Origin of the sequence: Catellatospora sp. KI3 (assembly GCF_029948125.1) — a bacterium.
Lineage (GTDB): Bacteria > Actinomycetota > Actinomycetes > Mycobacteriales > Micromonosporaceae > Catellatospora.
On the sequence record NZ_JASAMB010000007.1, the window covers coordinates 65,700 to 84,596 of the forward strand.

The 18,897-nt window shown below is 71.7% G+C and carries 17 protein-coding genes; 7 read left to right on the top strand and 10 right to left on the bottom strand.

Features of this window, described 5'->3' with window-relative positions:
- Positions 1-107: 107 nt before the first annotated feature.
- Both QEZ54_RS13745 and QEZ54_RS13750 read left to right on the top strand, forming a co-directional pair.
- Positions 108-1,361 (top strand): SGNH/GDSL hydrolase family protein, encoded by a 1,254-nt coding sequence (locus QEZ54_RS13745; RefSeq protein ID WP_281304965.1) that lies wholly within the window; start codon positions 108-110, stop codon positions 1,359-1,361.
- A gap of 275 nt (positions 1,362-1,636) precedes the next feature.
- A complete protein-coding gene (locus QEZ54_RS13750) occupies positions 1,637-2,866 on the top strand; it encodes an ATP-grasp domain-containing protein (RefSeq protein WP_281304966.1) in 1,230 nt (409 codons plus the stop codon).
- 63 nt (positions 2,867-2,929) lie between these two features.
- Here the strand turns inward: QEZ54_RS13750 and QEZ54_RS13755 are convergent, their stop codons facing one another.
- The 4 genes from QEZ54_RS13755 to polX all read right to left on the bottom strand — a co-directional run bounded on the left by QEZ54_RS13755 (position 2,930) and on the right by polX (position 6,893).
- Positions 2,930-3,793 carry a hypothetical protein gene (locus QEZ54_RS13755; RefSeq protein ID WP_281304967.1) on the bottom strand — a complete coding sequence of 288 codons (864 nt, stop codon included), beginning with the start codon at positions 3,791-3,793 and terminating at the stop codon, positions 2,930-2,932.
- Between the two features lie 120 nt (positions 3,794-3,913).
- Positions 3,914-4,414: a peptide deformylase gene (gene def / locus QEZ54_RS13760; protein ID WP_348650546.1), complete on the bottom strand. Its 501-nt coding sequence runs from the start codon at positions 4,412-4,414 to the stop codon at positions 3,914-3,916.
- Positions 4,415-4,431: 17 nt separating this feature from the next.
- Positions 4,432-5,094 (bottom strand): DUF3105 domain-containing protein, encoded by a 663-nt coding sequence (locus QEZ54_RS13765; RefSeq protein WP_281304969.1) that lies wholly within the window; start codon positions 5,092-5,094, stop codon positions 4,432-4,434.
- Between the two features lie 71 nt (positions 5,095-5,165).
- A complete protein-coding gene (polX, locus tag QEZ54_RS13770) occupies positions 5,166-6,893 on the bottom strand; it encodes a DNA polymerase/3'-5' exonuclease PolX (RefSeq protein ID WP_281304970.1) in 1,728 nt (575 codons plus the stop codon).
- 23 nt (positions 6,894-6,916) lie between these two features.
- Between polX and QEZ54_RS13775 the strand changes: the two genes are divergently transcribed.
- Entirely contained in the window at positions 6,917-7,192 is a 276-nt protein-coding gene (locus QEZ54_RS13775) for an acylphosphatase (protein WP_281304971.1), read from the top strand.
- Positions 7,193-7,205: 13 nt separating this feature from the next.
- Here QEZ54_RS13775 and QEZ54_RS13780 read toward each other — a convergent pair whose 3' ends face one another.
- The 3 genes from QEZ54_RS13780 to QEZ54_RS13790 form a co-directional block, all read right to left on the bottom strand.
- A complete protein-coding gene (locus QEZ54_RS13780; protein ID WP_281304972.1) occupies positions 7,206-8,129 on the bottom strand; it encodes a dienelactone hydrolase family protein in 924 nt (307 codons plus the stop codon).
- 105 nt (positions 8,130-8,234) lie between these two features.
- The gene (locus QEZ54_RS13785; protein ID WP_281304973.1) at positions 8,235-9,311 is read right to left on the bottom strand and encodes a hypothetical protein; all 1,077 of its coding nucleotides are present in this window, start codon (positions 9,309-9,311) and stop codon (positions 8,235-8,237) included.
- Positions 9,308-9,874 (bottom strand): sigma-70 family RNA polymerase sigma factor, encoded by a 567-nt coding sequence (locus QEZ54_RS13790; protein ID WP_281304974.1) that lies wholly within the window; start codon positions 9,872-9,874, stop codon positions 9,308-9,310. Before QEZ54_RS13790 ends, QEZ54_RS13785 begins: the two co-directional genes overlap by 4 nt.
- Before the next feature lie 105 nt (positions 9,875-9,979).
- Between QEZ54_RS13790 and QEZ54_RS13795 the strand changes: the two genes are divergently transcribed.
- Positions 9,980-11,245: an FAD-dependent oxidoreductase gene (locus QEZ54_RS13795; RefSeq protein ID WP_281304975.1), complete on the top strand. Its 1,266-nt coding sequence runs from the start codon at positions 9,980-9,982 to the stop codon at positions 11,243-11,245.
- A gap of 65 nt (positions 11,246-11,310) precedes the next feature.
- Here the strand turns inward: QEZ54_RS13795 and QEZ54_RS13800 are convergent, their stop codons facing one another.
- Complete coding sequence (locus QEZ54_RS13800) at positions 11,311-11,970, bottom strand: DUF4253 domain-containing protein (protein ID WP_281304976.1); 660 nt, start codon at positions 11,968-11,970, stop codon at positions 11,311-11,313.
- 72 nt (positions 11,971-12,042) lie between these two features.
- Here QEZ54_RS13800 and QEZ54_RS13805 point away from each other — a divergent pair, with 72 nt between their 5' ends.
- Positions 12,043-12,903 carry a helix-turn-helix transcriptional regulator gene (locus tag QEZ54_RS13805; RefSeq protein WP_281304977.1) on the top strand — a complete coding sequence of 287 codons (861 nt, stop codon included), beginning with the start codon at positions 12,043-12,045 and terminating at the stop codon, positions 12,901-12,903.
- Between the two features lie 19 nt (positions 12,904-12,922).
- Entirely contained in the window at positions 12,923-13,123 is a 201-nt protein-coding gene (locus QEZ54_RS13810; protein ID WP_281304978.1) for a DUF397 domain-containing protein, read from the top strand.
- Positions 13,124-13,197: 74 nt separating this feature from the next.
- Here the strand turns inward: QEZ54_RS13810 and QEZ54_RS13815 are convergent, their stop codons facing one another.
- Both QEZ54_RS13815 and QEZ54_RS13820 read right to left on the bottom strand, forming a co-directional pair.
- A complete protein-coding gene (locus QEZ54_RS13815; RefSeq protein ID WP_281304979.1) occupies positions 13,198-16,191 on the bottom strand; it encodes a carbohydrate-binding protein in 2,994 nt (997 codons plus the stop codon).
- Between the two features lie 89 nt (positions 16,192-16,280).
- Positions 16,281-17,348: a LacI family DNA-binding transcriptional regulator gene (locus QEZ54_RS13820; RefSeq protein WP_281304980.1), complete on the bottom strand. Its 1,068-nt coding sequence runs from the start codon at positions 17,346-17,348 to the stop codon at positions 16,281-16,283.
- A gap of 194 nt (positions 17,349-17,542) precedes the next feature.
- Here QEZ54_RS13820 and QEZ54_RS13825 point away from each other — a divergent pair, with 194 nt between their 5' ends.
- Positions 17,543-18,832 carry an extracellular solute-binding protein gene (locus QEZ54_RS13825; protein WP_281304981.1) on the top strand — a complete coding sequence of 430 codons (1,290 nt, stop codon included), beginning with the start codon at positions 17,543-17,545 and terminating at the stop codon, positions 18,830-18,832.
- Positions 18,833-18,897: the final 65 nt, after the last annotated feature.

Here is an 18,897-nt window from a genome sequence, read left to right on the forward strand (position 1 = left end):
CAGATGTTGACTGATGCAAACGCCTCTACGTAACTTGGTGCGCCATGCTCTCGGGCCCAATCACGACGGGCGCGCCGGTGCGACGGAGCGCCCAAGGAGGTAACGAAGTGAGACACCCCTCCCCGCGGCGCGCGCTGGTCGCCGCCGCCACGCTGGCGGCCACCCTGCTCCTGCTGGCCGGTCCGGGTGGCGCTGCGACCGCCAAGCCGAAGGGCGAATGGGTCGGGACCTGGTCCGCGGCCCCGACCGCGGCCGGCGGCGGCCAGTCCGGCGCGGGCTTCAACAACCAGACCATCCGCATGATCGTGCACACCTCGGTCGGCGGCGACGCGATCCGGATCCGGCTGTCGAACACCTTCGGCACCGCGCCGCTGACCGTCGGCCACGCCACCCTGGCCCGCCCCGACGCGGCCACCGCCACGCTCACCGACATCCTGCCGGCCTCGGTGCAGGAGCTGACCTTCAACGGGGACGCCGCGGTGACCGTGCCCAAGGGCGGCCAGGTGCTCAGCGACCCGCTGACGCTGCCGGTGGCCGAGCTGTCGGACCTGGTGGTGAGCATCTACCTGCCGGTCGCGACCGGCCCTGCCACGTTCCACCTGACCTCGCGCCAGGCCACCTGGTTCGGTGCCGGCGACACGGCCGCCGAGGCGACCGGCGCGACGCTGACCCTGACCCGCAACTCGTGGTTCTACCTCAGCGGCGTGGACGTGCTCAGCCGCAAGGCGAGCGGCTCGGTGGTGGTGCTCGGCGACTCGATCACCGACGGCACCGCCTCGACGCTCAACGGCAACGCCCGCTGGACCGACCGCCTGGCGGCCCGGACGCTCGCGCAGCACTCCTCGCACAGCGAGTGGGGCGTGCTCAACGCGGGGCTGGCCGGCAACACGGTCATCCACGACGGCAGTGAGATCGGCTTCCCGGAGCTGGGCCTCAACGGCCTGGCCCGGCTGCAGCGCGACGTGCTGAGCCAGACCGGCGTGCAGACCGCGGTGGTGGTGCTGGGCATCAACGACCTGCAGATCCACAACGAGACCCCGGACCGCATCCTGGACGGGCTGCGCCAGCTGACGACCCAGATCGACGAGGCCGGGATCGACGTCGTGGTCTGCACCATCACCCCGTTCGAGGGCTTCTCGTCGTGGACGGCGGAGAAGGAGGCGAACCGGCAGACCGTCAACGCGTGGCTGCGGGCGCACGAGGGCGACTTCGCCGGACTGATCGACTTCGACCAGCTGCTGCGTGATCCGGCTGCCCCGACCAAGCTGCGGTCCGAGTGGGACAGTGGTGACCACATCCACCCCAACGACACCGGTTACCAGGCAATGGCCGACTTCGTACCGCTGTGGTTGCTTTCCTGAGCAAGCTTTTGTATCGAAACATGGAAGCTCTTGACACCTGCCATAGCCGCACGTGAGGCTATGCCTACGGTCCCACCTGATGGAAGGAGTTCGTCATGGAGGTTGCGCAGCGCGAGGTCGCCCGTGAGGTCGCCCGTGAGATCGAGGCTGCTCGCGAGGTTGCTGCTCTCTGAGCTGGGAGTGCGGCCCTAGGGCCTGTTCGGTGAGCCCCGTCGCGGATTCCGCGGCGGGGCTCACCGCTATTCGGGGTTCTATCGAATAAGAGGAGTTCGTCTATGTCGGCCGACGACCGCCCGCTGCTGCTCGTACTCGGCAGCGGCAAGCAGGAGTTCCGGGAGTACCTGCTGCGCTCGCTCGCGAGCCGCTACCGGGTGCACCTGTTCGTCACCGGCAGCGCCTCCTGGGAGCACGCGTACGTCACCGGCGTGACCGGGTTCGCGTCCATGTTCGACCTGGCGCCGATGGTCGAGGCGGCCCGCGCGCTCGCCGCCCGCGAGCCGATCGCGGGCGTGCTGACCTGGGACGAGGCGCGCACCCCGCAGACCGCCGCACTGGCCCGCGAACTCGGCCTGGTCGGCGACCCGGCCGCGATCGGCCGCTGCCGCGACAAGCACCAGACCCGGCTGGCGCTGGACGCCGCAGGCGTGGCGCAGCCGCGTTCGCGGCGGGTGGCGAGCCTGGCCGAGGCGGAGCAGGTCGCGGAGCGGTTCGGGTACCCGGTGATCCTCAAGCCCAGCGACCTGGCCCTCAGCGCCGGCGTGATCAAGGTGGAGCGGCCCGGGGACCTGCCCGCGGGATGGGCGTTCACCAGTGGCCAGCGCTATATCGGGCGGCCCGAGTGGCGGCCGGTGGTGCTGCTGGAGGAGTACGCCGACGGCGAGGAGATCAGCGTCGACGCGGTGGTGTACCGGGGCGAGCTGACGCCGCTGTGCGTGGGGCGCAAGGAGATCGGGCATCCGCCGTACTGCATCGAGGTGGGGCACTTCGTGCACGGCGACGACCCGCTGCTGCGGGACCCGGAGATCGTGGACCTGCTGCGCGGGGCGCACGCGGCGCTGGGCTTCACCGACGGGGTGACCCATACCGAGATCAAGCTGTCGTCGCGCGGGGCGCGGATCATCGAGGTCAACGGGCGGCTGGGCGGCGGGATGATCCCGTACCTGGGGCTGCGCGCGACCGGGGTCGACGTCGCGCTGGCCGCGGCGGCCGCGGCGACCGGCCGGGCGCCGGACGTCGTGCCCGACCGGAAGCTGGTCGCGGCGGTGCGCTTCTTCTACCCCGAGCACGACGACACCCGCATCGACTCGATCGGGTTCGACCCCGCCGGGCTGCCGCCCGCCGTCGACCTGACCGCGCTGCTGGCCGTGCCCGGTGACGTGCGCTCGGCGCCGCCCGGGGGCACGGTGAACGGCCGTATCGCCTACGCCACCGCGGTCGCGCAGACCGCGCAGGAGTGCCGCGACGCCCTGGACGCCGCCGCGGCCGCGCTGCGGGTCAACCGCTGACGGGGTTGGGAAGGGGCCCTTCCACCACGTAGAGCGATAGGAAGGGGCCCTTCCTTGCCGGGGTCACCAGTCGTAGCCGAGGCGTTCGACGAGGTCGCCGTAGCGGGCGCGGAAGGCCGCCAGGTGGGTGTCGTCGAAGTGGTTGCGCCAGTCGCCGGCCACGCCCCGGCGGTAGTGGCTGTGCACGTCCTCCTGGCCGCGCTCGCGCCCCTTGGCCAGCCGGGCGAAGGAGAAGCGCGCGTTGGTGTCGGCCACGTAGGCGCCGGGCAGCCGGTCGATCGGGAGGCGGGGCAGGACCATGCGGGGGTACGCCATCAGCCTGGGCGTGCGGCGCCGGGCGGCGAGGTTCCACCGGACGGCCGCCATGCGCGCCTTCTCCTCGCCGGAGCCGTCCGGGGTGAGCAGGTCCAGGTGGCTGAGGATGGTGGTCCACACCTTCACCGGGTCGGTGGTGAGATCCTCCATCTTCGTCTCCAGCACCCCGGGGCGGTCGTAGGTCCAGCCCGCCATGGGCTCCAGGAACATCCGGCTGAACTCGAGCTCGGCGAGCATGCCCTCCTTCTCGTCGAGCCGGCGCAGGTTGCGCCGGTGCTCGACCAGCTCCGGCCAGGGGATGCCGCCGACCACCTCGGGGTGGCTGTTGAGGTGGCTGAAGTAGCCGGACACGACGATGTCGCGCGGGTCGCGGATCAGGTGGAACGCCCGCATCTCGGGCAGGCTGTCGATCCACTCCGGCATGGAGTTGGTCAGGATCAGGATGCCCGGCTTGGTGGCGCGTACGAAGTCGCCGAGGCTGGGGTAGGGCGCCCACTGCTCCGGCACGTGGATCGTGACGATGTCGAGGTTCAGCGCGTACGCCACCTCGTGCAGGATCGTCCGCGCCCACGTGGACGCGGACTTGTGGCGTCCGAAGTACGCACGCAGCAAGGCAGGCTCCGCTCAGGCTGTGAACAGATGAATCGTCCTACGCAGGGTCGCCTGAACCTGCGTTAACAATAAATACATCTATCCAGGTTGGCGGAAAACTGTCAAGAATTGACGATCTTATTACTCCGGGGCGGGCAGACCGGCCGCGTCCAGCACCTTCTTGCGTTCTTTCGCGGTCAAACGGTCCACATAGACCGTTCCGTCGAGATGGTCGCATTCGTGCTGGAGGCAGCGGGCGATCAGCCCGACGCCCTCGAGGCGGACCGGCTCCCCGTGCATGTCGACGCCGGTCACCACCGCCCAGGCGGTCCGGGCCAGCTCGGCGCTCTGGCCCGGCACCGACAGGCAGCCCTCGGCCTTGACCAGCAGGTCGCGCGGCGGGGGCGGCAGCTCCAGCACCGGGTTGACCACGTGGGCGACCACGTTCGGTCCGCCCTCGGTGTCGGGGCAGTCCATGACGAAGACGCGGGCGTCGACCCCGATCTGGTTGGCGGCCAGGCCCACGCCGTTGGCGGCGTACATGCTGGCGAACATGTCGGCGACCAGGGCGCGCAGCTCGGCGCCGAACTCGGTCACCGGGGCGGTGGCCTGGTGCAGCACCGGGGTGCCGTACCTGGTGATGGCGCGGGCGGTGCCGGTCACTTGACCGGCCCGGTCTCGGTCGTGCCGCCCGCGCACGGGGCGCCCGGCTCCGGCCCGGCGTTGATGCGCGCCGCGGTGATGAAGGCGTCGATCCGCGGGTCGTCGGCGGAGTCGACCTTGAGCTGGTAGCCCCACGCCTGCACCGACACCGCCGCGTCGAGCCCCTGGTACGGGCTCATCAGCAGGTAGTCGCGCCCGGCGACCTTGTCCGACAGCGTCTTGACCTGCGCCGCGTCCAGATCCGGCCGGTAGGCGAGCCACACCGCGCCGTGCTCCAGGCTGTGCACGGCCCGCGCGTCCGGGACCGGCACCTGGTACACCGCGCCCTGGCAGTTCTGCCACACCTGGGCGTGGTCCCCGCCGACCGGCGGCGACTGCGGGTACACGGCCGCGTCCTCGGCCACGTGGTTGCGCGAGAGCGTGTCGGGGGCGTACACCTTGACGCCGTTGATCCTGGCAAGCTGCTGCTGCCACGGCAGCGTCGGGTCAGAGCTCCGGGCCACGGCCGGGTCGGTCGCGACGGCGTCCTCGACCTTGTCCCGCAGCACGAAGAAGCCGACGGTGCCGGCCACCCCGCACAGGCACACCAGCAGCACCAGCGCGCCGACCACGTAGGCCCACACCGGCACCGACGACTTGCGCGGCGCGTTCTCCACCATGACCGACCCACCCTGAACTCGGCTCACATCGACGCGGCCGATCCTACCGAGGCGGCGCCCGCGGCGGGCGGTCAGGCGTGGCGGCGCTTGTCCGCGATGAACTTGCGCAGCCTGGTCAGCGGCCAGGTGTTGATCACGTCAGCCGGGGTGAGCCAGCCGCGCTGGGCGATGCCGACGCCGAACCGCAGGTTGGCCAGGTGCACCGTGGAGTGGGCGTCGGAGTCGATCGCGAACTTGGCGCCCCGGCCGCGCGCCCGCCAGATCAGCTCGTCGGGCAGGTCGAGCCGGTCCGGGAACGAGTTGACCTCCAGGGCGGTGCCGGTGGCGGCCGCGGCGTCGAAGACCGCGTCCCAGTCGGGTTCGACGCCGGGGCGGCCGCCGATCTGGCGGGTGGTCGGGTGGCCGATGATGTTGACGTACGGGTTCTCGCACGCCGCCACGAACCGGGCGGTCAACTCGGCGGGCGTCTGCGTGAAGTGCGAGTGCACCGAGGCGACGCAGAGGTCGAACCCGGCGAGGAAGTCCGCGTCCCAGTCCACCGCGCCGACCGGGTCGATGTTCAGCTCGGTGCCGTGCAGCAGCGCCATCCGGCCGGGCTCGGCCAGTTCCCGCAGCCGGCGGCGCTGCGCCAGCATCTTCGCGTCGGTCATCCGCTGCATCGCCATGTTCTTGGCATGGTCGGTGACCGCGTAGTAGCGGTAGCCGCGCTCGCGCGCCGCGGCGATCATCTGCGCCAGCGTGGCGACGCCGTCGGTGAGGTCGGTATGGGTGTGCAGGTCGCCCTTGAGGTCGGCCTCGGTGACCAGCTCCGGCAGGGTGCCGTCGCGGGCGGCGGCCACCTCGCCGCGGTCCTCGCGCAGCGTCGGCGGGATCCAGGGCAGGCCGAGGCGCTGGTAGACCTCCTCCTCGGTACGCGACACGATCAGCTCGTCGTCCTCGGCGCGGAACAGGCCGTACTCGGAGAGTTTGAGGCCCTGGCGGACGGCCAGCTCGCGCACCCGGATGTTGTGCGCCTTCGAGCCGGTGAAGTACTGCAGCGCCGCGCCCCAGGACTCGGCGGGGACCACCCGCAGGTCGACCTGCAGGCCGGTGGTGGTGCGGATGGAGGTCTTCGTCGGCCCGCTCGCGATCACCTCGCCGACCAGCGGCAGTTCCCTGAAGGCGGCCATCAGCGGGGCGCTGTCGGCCGCCGCGGCCAGGACGTCGACGTCGCCGATGCTGTCCCGGTGCCGCCGCAGCGACCCCGCGTACGCGCAGTCCACGCAGCCGGGGACCTGCTTGAGCGCCGCCACCACCGCCTCGGCGGTCTCCAGTGCGGTCGAGATCAGCACCCGGCCCCCGCCCTGGCGCAGCACGTCGATGCCGTGGCGGATGTTCTCGGCCGTCCTGGCGCCGAACCCGCGCAGGCCGGACAGGCGGCCGGCGTCGATGGCGTGCAGCAGCTCGTCGACCGAGGCCACGCCCAGCTCGTGGTACAGGGTCATGGCCTTCGCCGGGCCGAGGCCGGGGATGTCCATCAGCTCGCGTACACCGGCGGGGACCTTCGCGCGCAGCTCCTCCAGGGCGGCGATGCGGCCGTCGGCGCGGTGCTCGATGATCTTGTCGGCGATGGACCTGCCGACCCCGGGGATCTGGGCCAGGCCCTCGGCGTCGAGGGTGGACAGGTCGGCGCCGTGCCCGGCCACGCCGCGGGCGGCCTTCTCGTACGTCCGCGCCCGGAAGGCGTCCCCGCCGGTGATCGAGATCAGGTCCGCGTACTCCTGCAGCAGCGACGCGACCACCTCGTTGGACCGGGCCATGCCGACCAGTCTACGGTCTGTACATGATCCGCAAACGGGTTGTGATCTCGGGCGAGGTGCAGGGCGTCTACTACCGCGACACCTGCCGCCGCACCGCACGGGCGACCGGAGTCGCCGGCTGGGTGCGCAACCGCCCCGACCGTACCGTCGAAGCGGTCTTCGAGGGCGAGCCCGACGCCGTCGCCGACCTGGTCGCCTGGGCCCGCGTCGGCCCCGAACTGGCCATCGTCGACGGTGTCGACGTCTACGACGAACCCGTCGAGGGCCTGACCGGCTTCGACATCCGCCCCACCGCCTGACCGGCCGCCCGACTCACCCCAGATGCTCGCCGAACCACCCGGTGAGCTGCGTGTACGCCTGCGCGGCGGCCGCCGGGTCGTAGCGCGGGCCGGTGTCGTTGAAGAACGCGTGGTCGGCGCCCGGATAGGTGACCACCCGGTGCGTCAGCCCCGCCGCACGCAGCGCCTGCTCGGCCTGCTCGCGGGTGGCGTCGACGCGCGCGTCGCGCTCGCCGTAGACCGCCAGCACCGCCGCGTGCGGTGACCCGGCCAGGTCCGCGCCCTCCGGGAACGGGCCGTAGAACGGCGCGGCCGCGTACAGGCGGGGCTCGGCGGAGGCCAGCAGGGACCAGGTCATACCCCCGCCGAAGCAGAAGCCGACCGCGCCCGGCCGGCGCTGCGGCTCGCGGCGCAGCAGCTCGGTCAGGCCCGCCTTCAGGTCGCCGAGCTTGCGCTCCATCGGCGCGGCGTTCAGGGCCGCGGTCGCCCGCGCCGGATCCGGGAACGCCGCGGTCCCGCCCTCCTCCGACAGCAGGTCGATCGCCAGCGCGGAGAATCCGTCGGCCGCCAGCCGCCCGGCGACCGAGGCGATGTGCGGGGTCAGGCCCTTGTTCTCGTGGATCACCAGTACGGTGCCGCGCGGCTGGGCGGCGGCGGCCCAGGCGCCGGTGAGCCGCCGTCCGTCCGGGCCGGGAAAGGTGATCTCCTGGGTGGGCAGGGGAGTGGGCCCGGCGGGCTGGTTGCCCGGCGCGGCCACCAGGGTGGCGTCGGCGCTGGCTGACGGGCTGGGGTCGCCGGTGGCGCCGCGCTGGGCGTCGCACGCCGCGAGCAGCGGTGCGGCGACCGCCACGCCGACGCCGAGCAGGCCGAGCCGCCGCAGCGCCTCCCGCCGGTCGATCAGCCCGTCGGCGTAGTCCGTCACGACCTCGTCCCGCAGGTAACCCTCGAACCCCGTCATCGCACACCCCCACCCCCGAGTCTCCCCGAAACCCCGCCCCACCCCCGCCACGCCACCTCGACCACCCCCACACGAATCCACCACCCCCTCGGGGGTGGACGGGGGTCAGCTTTCGTCGGTGGAGGAGACGATGGTCTGGGTCCAGGTGGCGTGGTACGCGACCAGGGGGTTGAAGACCGGGGTCGAGCCGGCGGAGGTCAGGTTCAGGGTGCCGGAGACGTCGATCGTCCGGCGGCCGACCGCCCAGGCGGTGACCGGGTCGAACAGGATCTCGTACGCCGTGCCCCGGTCGGTCTGCCGGATCGCGACCAGCCGGGTGTCGTCGACCATCACCTCGCCGGCGGTCAGCCCGTCCATCCCCGCGTACGCCCGCAGCAGCGCCGCCCGCACCTGCGGGGCCAGCAGGATGTCGCACTCCGCGTACACCTGCGACATGTAGTCCCACACCTGGTGGTCCACGGCCCAGGAGTCGTTGCCGGTGACGTCGCCGCGCAGTCGGGCCAGCAGCTGCGCGGGGTCGGTCGGCAGCGAGGCGAGCCACTGCGGCGTCGGCATGAGCACGCTGGGCCCGTGCTCGGCCAGGAACTGCCGGGCCTGGGCCTGCTCGGCCTCCAGGTCGCTGCGCGGTCCGCCGAACATGTCCCGGTCGCCCGCCAGCAGCCGCAGCGGGACCATGCCCTCGGGGTCGTACCAGATGCTGCGCGGCTGGTACTTCACCTGACCCGTGCCCTCCGAGACGTGTGCGGCCCAGCCGTTGGTCTGGACGTGGATGAGCTGGCCCGGGGCGAGCGTGACGATGGCAGTGCCCTGCTCGGCGGTGTGCGCGAGCGCCTCCAGGGCGGCGATCGCCTCCGGGGTGGTACGGGTGAGGCTCGGGTCGTGCGTGGCGTGCTCGGCGGGCAGCGGCTGGTGCGACGCGCTGATCGTGCCGATCTGCGGGGCGGCGAAGTCGACGCCGCCCGGGCCGGCGAGGTTGACGGCGGTCACGGTCACCACGCCCACGAGCGCGGCGGCGACGATCGGGAGCAGCAGGCGCAGCAGCGGGTGGCGGCTGCCGGCCTGCGCGGCGGTCTGCCGGGCCGAGAGCAGGTACCAGGTACGGGAGACCGAGGCGTCGGTGGGGTCGGCCAGGCCGGGCGGCAGGTCGCGGACGGCGTGCAGGTCGGGGTCGGTGCGGGTCATCGGGGTCCTCCGGCGGCGAGCGCAGATTTGATCTTGGTACGGGCGCGGTGCAGCGCGGACCGCACCGAGCCGAGCGGGATGCCGAGCGCCGCGGCGATCTCGGCGTACTCCAGTTCGGCGACGGCGAACAGCAGCAGCACGTCGCGCTGGCGCCGGGGCAGCCCGGCCAGTGCCCGCGCCACCCGGGCCACCGACCGCTGCGCGTCGACCCGCTCGGAACCGCGGGCGTCGGGCGCCTCCACGTGCTCGGTGCGGGCGGCGGCCGCGGCCAGCAGGCGCAGGTTGCGCACCTCGGTGCGGCGCTGGCGGCGCAGCAGGTTGGTGCAGATGCCGTACAGCCAGGGCAGCAGGTCGCCCCGGGCGGGGTCGAAGCGGTGCCGCTGCTCGTACGCCACCAGGAACGTCTGCGCGACCACGTCCTCGGCCGCCTGCTCGCCGACCCGCTGGGTGGCGTAGCGCAGCAGGTCCCGGGCGTACCGGTCGAAGACCGCCCCGACGTCGGCGGGGTCGGGCGGTGGCTCGGCCACCTCGGGCGGACCGGAGTCGGTCGTCAGCACACTCATGCTCCTTCTTGCCCGCAGCCGGGCTCCATGTTCCCGGCCGGCCGCGAGTGCGCAGAGCAAGCGTTCGGGTGGCCGGGTCGCCCTCAGTGCGGCAGGCTGGAGGGCATGAGTGCGGACGAGCGGGTATTCATCATCGTCGGCGCCTCGCTGGCCGGGGCGAAGGCGGCCGAGACGCTGCGGGCCGAGGGGTTCACCGGCCGGGTGCTGCTGATCGGACAGGAGCAGGAGCCGCCGTACGAGCGGCCGCCGCTGTCCAAGGGCTACCTGCTCGGCAACGACCCGCGCGAGCAGGCGTACGTCCACGAACCCGCGTGGTACGAGCAGCAGCGCATCGAGCTGATGACCGGCCGCCGGGTGGTGGCCCTGCACCCGCAGGCGCACACGGTCACCCTCGACGGCGGCGACCAGTACCGCTACGACCGCCTCCTGCTGGCCACCGGCTCGGCCGTACGCACGCTGGACACTCCGGGCGCGGATGAGGACGGCGTGCTCTACCTGCGCAGCTTCGGCGACTCCGACAACCTGCGCGCCGCGCTGACCGCCGACCCGTCCCCGCAGGTGCTGGTCGTCGGCGGGGGCTGGATCGGGCTGGAGGTGGCCGCGGCCGCCCGCAGCCGCGGCTGCCCGGTCACCGTGGTCGAGACCGACAGCGCGCCGCTGCGCCGGGTGCTCGGCGACGAGCTGGCCGCCCTCTTCCGCGACCTGCACGCCGCCAACGGCGTCGAGTTCCACTTCGGCACCGGCGTACGCGAGTTCGGCACCCTCGACGGCCGGGTCCGCAGCGCGGTCCTGGACGACGGCACCGAGCTCGGCACCGACCTGGTCGCCGTGGGCGTCGGCATCCGGCCGCGCACCGAGCTGGCCGAGCACGCGGGGCTGGACGTCGACAACGGCGTGCTGGCCGACGCGTCGCTGCGCACCAGCGACCCGGACGTGTTCGCCTGCGGCGACGTGGCCAACTCGTACCACCCGATGCTGGACCGGCGGCTGCGCGTCGAGCACTGGTCCAACGCCGTCGACGGCGGCCAGGCCGCGGCGAAGGCGATGCTGGGGCAGGAGGTCGCCTACGACCCGGTGCCGTACTTCTTCACCGACCAGTACGACCTGGGCATGGAGTACTGCGGCTGGGCCGGGCCGGGCGACTACGACCGGGTGGTGTTCCGCGGCGACCCGGCCGTGGTGGACGGCAAGGCGCCCGAGGTGATCGCGTTCTGGCTGCGCGGCGGGTGCGTGCTGGCCGCGATGAACATCAACGTGTGGGACGTGCAGGACGACCTGAAGGCCCTGGTTCGGGCGGGGTGGGCGGGCAAGTCCGTCGACCCAGCGCGACTGTCCGACCCGGAGGTCCCCCTCTCCGCCGCGCTCACCTGAGCCCAGCCCGAAGGAAGGGACCCTTCTTATCGCTTTACGTGGTGGAAGGGCCCCTTCTTAACCCGTCAGTCCCACCAGAAGCGCCACGAGGTGCGGGTGCGGATCTCGTCGGCGTAGGTGCCGATGGTGCCGCCGTCCTGGTATACGAGCTCCGAGCAGCAGGCGAAGTGCTCGGCTGCCACGGCCAGCGCCTCCTGCTCGGTGCCGGGCGGGGCGGCGACGCTGAGTCCGAGCGTGCCGGACCCGACGGTGACCACCCGGGCCCCGAACCGCTGCTCCTGTGCCGGTCGGCGCGCAGCCGGGCCCAGAGGCCGGGCGCGGGCGGTTCGTCGCTGAGCCAGTACGCCGGGTCGCCGCCGTACCGCGAGGTCACCGGGCGTCCGGCCGGCAGCGGCACGGACAGGGTGCGGCGGTCGCGCTCCGGGTCGTCGCGCAGCAGCTGGCGGAGGTCGTCGGGCAGGGTGCTCCGGTCGGCATGCGGGCAGCGTAGGCGCCTGGGCCGACAGGCGCGCGGCCGGGCGCTGGATGGCCGGTCGGGGTGGTGCGTGCCCCTTGCCCGCACCCGCCGACCGGCCGCGCGACGGGAGCCGTATCCCGACGCAACCCCGCGTCGCCTGCGGCTGCGCCGCCAGCAGTCGCCGCAGGGGTTCGTCCTGGCCGCCCCCGAACCGCGGGGCGGCTCGAACATCCACATTGTTGATTGGCGTCCTGCGGTTTGGCAACATTCCAATTAGAAGATGGCCGATCGATTGACTTGGGTTCGGACGGTTGCGGCATGAGACTGGAGTGCGGGAGGGATGCCCGTGGTCAGCGCCAAGAGCCCCACCGTGCGCCGCCGCCGCCTGTGCGGCGAACTGCACCGGCTGCGCGAGGCGGCCCGGATGACCTGTGACGAGGTCGGCCGGGAGCTGGGCTGCACCGGCAGCCGGATCAGCCGGATCGAGAGCGGCCGGCTCGGGATCCGCCCCGGTGACGTGCGCGAGCTGCTGGAGGTCTACCGGGTGACCGGCCCGGAGGCCGAGCGGCTGGTGCAGCTGGCCCGCGACGCCCGCCAGCGCGGCTGGTGGTACGCCTACAACGACGTGGTCTCCGAGACGATGAAGACCTTCGTCGGCCTGGAGGCCGAGGCCAGCTCGATCCAGAACTACGAGGCGCACTTCGTGCCGGGGCTGCTGCAGGCCGAGCCGTACGCGCGCGAGCTGTTCACCGGCGTGCGGCCGACGCCGCCCGCCGACACGGTCCAGCGCAGGCTGGAGCTGCGGATGGCCCGCCAGCAGGTGCTCCGCCGCACCGATCCGCCCGACGCGTGGTTCATCCTCGACGAGGCCGTGCTGCGGCACCGGGTCGGCGCCCCGGACGTCATGCGGGCGCAGCTGGCGCACCTGCTGGAGATCGGCGAGCTGCCCAACGTCACGGTGCAGGTGATCCCGTTCGCGGCGGGGGTGCACTTCGGCATGGGCTCCGGCTTCGTGGTCTTCGACTTCCCCGATCCGCTCGACAACCCGGTGGCGCATACCGAGAACCTGGTCGGCGCGGTCTTCTGGGAGGAGCAGTCCGAAGTGGACCGGTGCCGGGTGGCCTTCAACCACCTGCGCGCGGCCGCGTTGAGCGACGTCGGGTCCCGGGCATTCATCGGCGACATGGCCAAGGAAATCTGAACAGGGTTGGAGGCGGGACGTGCTTGAACTGTCCCAGGCTGCCTGGCGCAAGAGCAGCCGCAGCGATTTCGAGAACAACTGCGTGGAGGTCGCGCTGACCGTGGCGGCGGTGGGCGTACGGGACTCCAAGGACGCGGCCGGGCCGGTGCTGGTGTTCGACGCCGAAGCCTGGGCCGCCTTCGTGGCACAGGTGAAGGCGGGCCGGTTCGACCTGCCGTAGGCGATGGACAGTGAAGAAGGGCCCCTTCTGCATCGCATTGCGATAAGAAGGGACCCTTCCTCACTCCGGGCGGGCTAGCAGCGGGAACGGAAGTTGGCGGTGGTCAGTCCGGCGCAGAAGGTGGTGCGGGCGGTGGTGTACTGGCTGAGGCGGCCGTCGGCGAACCAGGTCGAGTTGGCCGGGAAGTCGAAGGTGCCGTCGTTCACGCCGTCCCAGCCGTACCGGAAGTCCAGGTTGATGTAGGTGACCGCCTGGATGACATTGGACAGGTCGTAGGTGCCGGACAGGTTCGGGATCGGGCCGTTGTAGGACAGCAGGCTGAACAGGCGCTGCATCCACAGGTTGCCCGCGACCGGCTCCAGGCCCCGGGTGTCCGAGCCGTCGGCGGTGAAGTTCATCATCCCGGACTCCGACACGATCATCGGCTTGGCGTGCTCCTTGGCGAACTTCATCATCTTCAGCACGTTGCCGTCGTGGTTGAAGCTGGTCCAGACCGCCGTGTCGTTGCCGTTGGCGTCCTTGGCGAGGTACGCGTTGCGGCACTGCGACGTGCTGGTGTCGTAGTTCTGCGGCGGGGTGCCGTTGTACAGGTAGCCGTTGTCGTAGATCGGCAGGCACAGCTCGTGCGCGAAGATCGAGACCCCGACCCAGTCGACGGCCGCGTCACCGGGGTAGAGCGCCTCGAACTCGCCGCGCACCGGGTGGTAGACGTAGCGGACGTTGCCCGCGGTGACCTGGCTCGCGATCGTGTTCCGGATGCGGCTGAAGGCGTTCTTGTACGAGGCGCAGCTGCTGTCCGTGCAGTGGTAGAAGCTGCTGACCTCGTAGTCGATGCGCAGGTAGAACGTTGCGGCCGGGTACTGCCTGATGAAGTTGATGAGGGTGGTGAACTGCGACGCGTACTGCCCGTTGGCCAGTTCCTGGGTGACCGCGCGGGAGCGGGCCGCCTTGGTGTTCTCGTCGCCGCCGGTGAAGCCGGGCGGGTTGTCCTTCCAGCTCACGCCGATCTGGATGGCCTGGCCGCGCTGAGCCAGCTGGGTGGCGTAGTCGCGGTGGTTGGTGTTGACCCAGGTCCCGGACTTGACCTCGTAGTAGACCGAGCCGCCGCCGGGGGTGTCCACGACGCTGTCCATGTCGGAGTACGAGCCGGAGGTGGACTGCCCGGCCAGCAGCAGCCGCTGCCCGGTGCCGCCGCCACCGCCGGTGCCCGTGGGGCTCGGCGTCGGGTTCGCGGTGGAGGCCGACGGGGACGGGACGGGCGACGGGCTGGTGGTGGCCGAGCCGCCGGTGCCGACGAAGGTCACGTAGTCGAGGTCGGCGACCGGGTTCCCGTCGTTGGACTTGAACACCACCGAGATGCTGTTCACGCCGGTCGGGGCGTTGCTGAGGTTGTAGGTGAGGTCGGCGTAGGTGGTCCAGGAGCCGGTGCCGAGCACGCCGGGGGAGGCGATGACCGGGCCGGTCGGGGAGCCGGAGTGCACCTCGATGGTGAACGCCGAGTTGGTGGGCCGGTTGGACGAGTAGTGGAACTTGAGCTGCGTCGGCGCGGGTGACCCGAGGTTGAGGTTGCTCCAGGTCAGCGAGGCGTTGTTGGCGTTGCCGCGGACCTTGGCCCCGCCGTTGGCGCTCGCGTCGGTCACGATCGTCGAGTTGGAGAGGGTGCTCGCCGACTCGGCCTGGAGGATGCCGTACGGGTTGCCGCCGGTGCCGCCACTGCCGGTCGGGCTGGGCGACGGGGACGCGGACGGGCTGGGCGAGGGGGACGCGGACCGGCTCGGCGACGCCGACGGGCTCGGGTTGGGCGAGCTGGACGGGGCCGGGGAGGTGGTGCCGACGCCGGTGCCGTTGACCCAGCGGGCGTTGCGCAGTTCGCTCAGGAAACGGGACTTGATGGTGGCGTCGGCCTGGATGCGCGAGTCGCCCCAGTAGCCGTTGGCGCAGCCCGCGGTGCCCGCGCTGCCGGTGCACTGCCACATCGTCTGGCTGTCCCAGTTGGTGTTGATGTAGGCGACGGCCCGGATCACGTCGGCGTTGGCGGCGATGTAGCCGAAGTAGTCGGCGTACCAGGTGTTCCAGATGGTGTCGGCGCTGACCGGGGCCGGGGCCTTGTTCAGGATGCAGCTGGCGGTCTTGGCGCCGGTGGTGAAGCCCTGCGGCGACGACTCGGCGATCATGACGGGCTTGCCGTGAGCGCGGGCGAAGGCGAGCACCCGGTCCTGCACCACGCGCGGCGAGGTGTCCACGCCCTTGCAGGACCACTGGTAGGCGGCGTAGGTGCTGCCGTAGAAGGCCGACATGCCGACCCAGTCGACCACGTCGTCACCCGGGTACCACACGTCGTAGTGATCGGCCGCGGTGATGACGTAGTTCCACTCCGGGTGGTCCGGGTGCTCGTTGAGGGGCCAGGCGGCCGACTGCCAGACCGTGGCGACCTTGGTGGCGCCGAGGGCGTCGATGCGGCCCTTGATGTAGCGGTACGCCTGCTTGTAGTAGTCGGCGCTGTAGCAGTTCCAGGGGCCGTCGAACTCGTACCCGATGCGCAGGAAGACCTCGCGCCCGGTGTTCTTGAACCAGGTGACGAGCTCGTCGACCTTGGCCCGGTACTGCGGGGTCAGCGAGGTGACGTCGGCGTCGCCGGTGCCCGCGATGGCGCGCAGCGGCTGGTTGTAGCAGCCGGTCTTGGTGTCGGACAGGTACAGGCCGACCGCGAGCGCGGCGCCCGGGTACTGCCCCAGGGTGGCGTTGAAGTCGACCAGGCCGGAGCCGTAGTCGACGCCCGTGTAGACGCCCGCCAGGGCGTCCGGGAAGACGATGTTGGTGTACAGGGTGACCCCGCCGGGACGTGGCGCCGTCGCGTCGGTGTCGAGCACCTGGGACTTGTACTCGGCCAGCGTGGTGCTGTCCTGGCCCATGAAGAAGCGGATCTGCCCGTTGGCCGGGAGGTTGCGGCCGGAGACCGCGGCGTTGGCCGCGGTCGGCGCGACCAGCAACCCGGCGGCCAGTGCGAGTGCCGCGGCCGCACCGGATGCGAGCGCGGCCAGGCCCCGGCGGGGGAGCGGGATGCCCATGTGTGCCATGCCTTTCGAAGGGGGCGAAAGGATCGGCCGCCAACGGTGGCTGTCGGCCGAGGTGTCGATGGCTGGGCACGCTAGCTCTGTTACGAAGTCATGTCCCCGAGTTTCGAAACATTCAGCGGGGGTTGCGCAGTGCTGTTGCGGATCACCAGCTCGGTCGCCAGCTCGATCCGGGGCGCCTCCAGGTGCTCGCCGTTGACCAGGCGCAGCAGCAGCCGGGCCGCGCTGACGCCCATCTCGTGCAGCGGCTGGCGCACCGTGGTCAGCGGCGGCGCGGTCCACTGCGCGTAGTGCAGGTCGTCGAAGCCGACCACGCTCAGGTCGTCGGGGATCTGGCGGCCGGACAGGCGTGCCGCCTCGTAAACGCCGGTGGCCTGCTGGTCGCTGCCCGCGAAGATGGCCGTCGGCGGGTCGGCCAGGGCGAGCAGCTGCTGGGCCGCGCGCAGGCCGCCGACGTGCTGGAAGTTGCCGTACCGGACCAGCTCGCGGTCGGGGGTGAGCCCGGCCGACTCCAGCGCGGCCCGGTACCCGGCGACCCGGGCGCGGCTGCACAGCATCTGCTCCGGCCCGCCGATGGCGCCGATGCGGCGGTGCCCCAGCTTGATCAGGTGGTCGGCGGCGGCGTACCCGCCGGCGAAGTTGGTCGCCCCGACGCTGGGTACGTCCGGCGGCGGCTGGCTGACCCCGTCCACCACGACGAACGGCAGCGTACGGCGGTGCAGTTCGGCCCGCTGCTCGTCGGACAGGTCCGACAGCACCAGGATCGCGCCCTGCGAGCCGCGCGAGATCAGCCCCTCCAGCCAGCGCCGGGTCAGGCTCGCCCGGTTGTGCACCGCCGACACGACCAGGCCCAGCCCGGCCGCCTCGGCCACCTGCTCGACGCCGGTGAGGATCTCCAGGCCCCAGGCGCTGTCGAGTTCGTTGATGACGAGGTCGATCAGGTCGCCGCGCTGGCTCTTGCGCCGGGGCGCGCGGGGGCGCTGATACCCGTACCGCGTCAGCAGGACCTCGATGCGGCGGCGGGTCTGGGCGGAGATGTCGCTGTGGCCGTTGAGCACCTTCGACACCGTCGGCACCGAGACGTTGGCCTCGCGCGCGATGGTGCTCAGCGTGGTGCGCGGTTTCGCCTGGCCGGGCGGGGTGGCTGGCATCTCGACAGTTTCGCAAGAACCTCGGTCGAACGACCCCCCTGTTTCGAAACTTATTTCTTCCAGGTTTCCCCCGCCCCTACTTTGCTGTCACCGCGCCGCCGCCGAAGCCCTCCGGGCCGAACCGCTGCGCGGCGCTCTTCCCACGTGACATCCCACTCCGGGCCCCGGCGGGCCCGTTCATCGAGGAGGAACGCATGTCCAGCGTCTTCGCCCGCAAGGGCGCGCGCTTGGCGGCCGGGCTCGTGGTGGCCGCGCTCGCGGTCACCGGCTGCGGCAGCACCGACGACGGCGCCGACGGCGAGAAGATCACGCTCACCGTGGCCACCTTCAGCGACTTCGGCTACGAGCCGCTGATCAAGGAGTTCCAGGCGACCCACCCGAACATCACGGTGAAGACCCGCGTCACCGAGTTCGACCAGCACCACAAGCAGCTCGCCACCCGGCTGGGCGCGGGCGCGGGCACCGCGGACCTGGAGGCGGTGGAGGAGGGCTACATGCCCCAGTTCCGCCAGTCGAAGGACAAGTTCTACAACCTGGCCGACTACGGCGCCAAGGACCTGGCGTCGCAGTGGCTGCCCTGGAAGTGGCAGCAGAGCCTGGCCGACAACGGCAACTTCGTGATGGGCCTGGGCACGGACATGGGCGGCCTGGCCCTGTGCTACCGCTCCGACCTGTTCAAGGCGGCCGGCCTGCCCACCTCGCGCGACGAGGTATCGGCGCTGTGGACCAGCTGGGACGACTACTTCGGGGTCGGCACCCGGTTCGCCGCCTCCGGCACCAAGGCCAAGTGGTTCGACGGCGTCGGCAACATCTACACCGCGATGCTGAACCAGATCCCGTTCGGCTACTTCGACACCACCGACGCGTACGTCGGCGACACGAACGCCAACGTGAAGAGCGCGTTCGACAAGGTGGCGGCCGCGGCCGCGAACCCGGGCATGTCGGCCAAGCTCGACCCGTTCAGCCAGCAGTGGAACGTCGGCTTCAAGCAGGGCACCTTCGCCACGCTGCCGTGCCCGAGCTGGATGCTGGGCCTGATCAAGGACGGCTCCGGCCCGGAGAACGCCGGCAAGTGGGACATCGCCAAGATCCCCGGCGGCGGCGGCAACTGGGGCGGGTCCTTCCTGACCGTCCCGAAGCAGGGCAAGCACCCGAAGGAGGCGTACGAGCTGGCGAAGTTCCTCACCTCGCCGGAGTCCGAGGCCAAGATCTTCCAGAACGTGGGCAGCCTGCCCTCGCAGCCGGAGACCCTGAAGAACCCGGCCGTGCTCGGCTTCAAGAACGAGTACTTCACCAACGCGCCGGTCGGCGAGATCTACGCCAAGTCGGGCGAGTCGCTGCAGCCGAACTACCGCGGCACCCGTGACGCCGACGTGCGGCCGGTCTTCGGCCGGGCGCTGGCCCGCGTCGAGCAGGGCAAGCAGTCCGCCGCCGACGCCTGGGCGCAGGCGGTGTCCGAGGCAGCCAAGGCCCTCGGCAAGTGATTCCCGGGCGGCACGGCGCGACCGCGCGCCGTGCCGCCCCTTTCGTCCATCCCGAAATCCCCTCA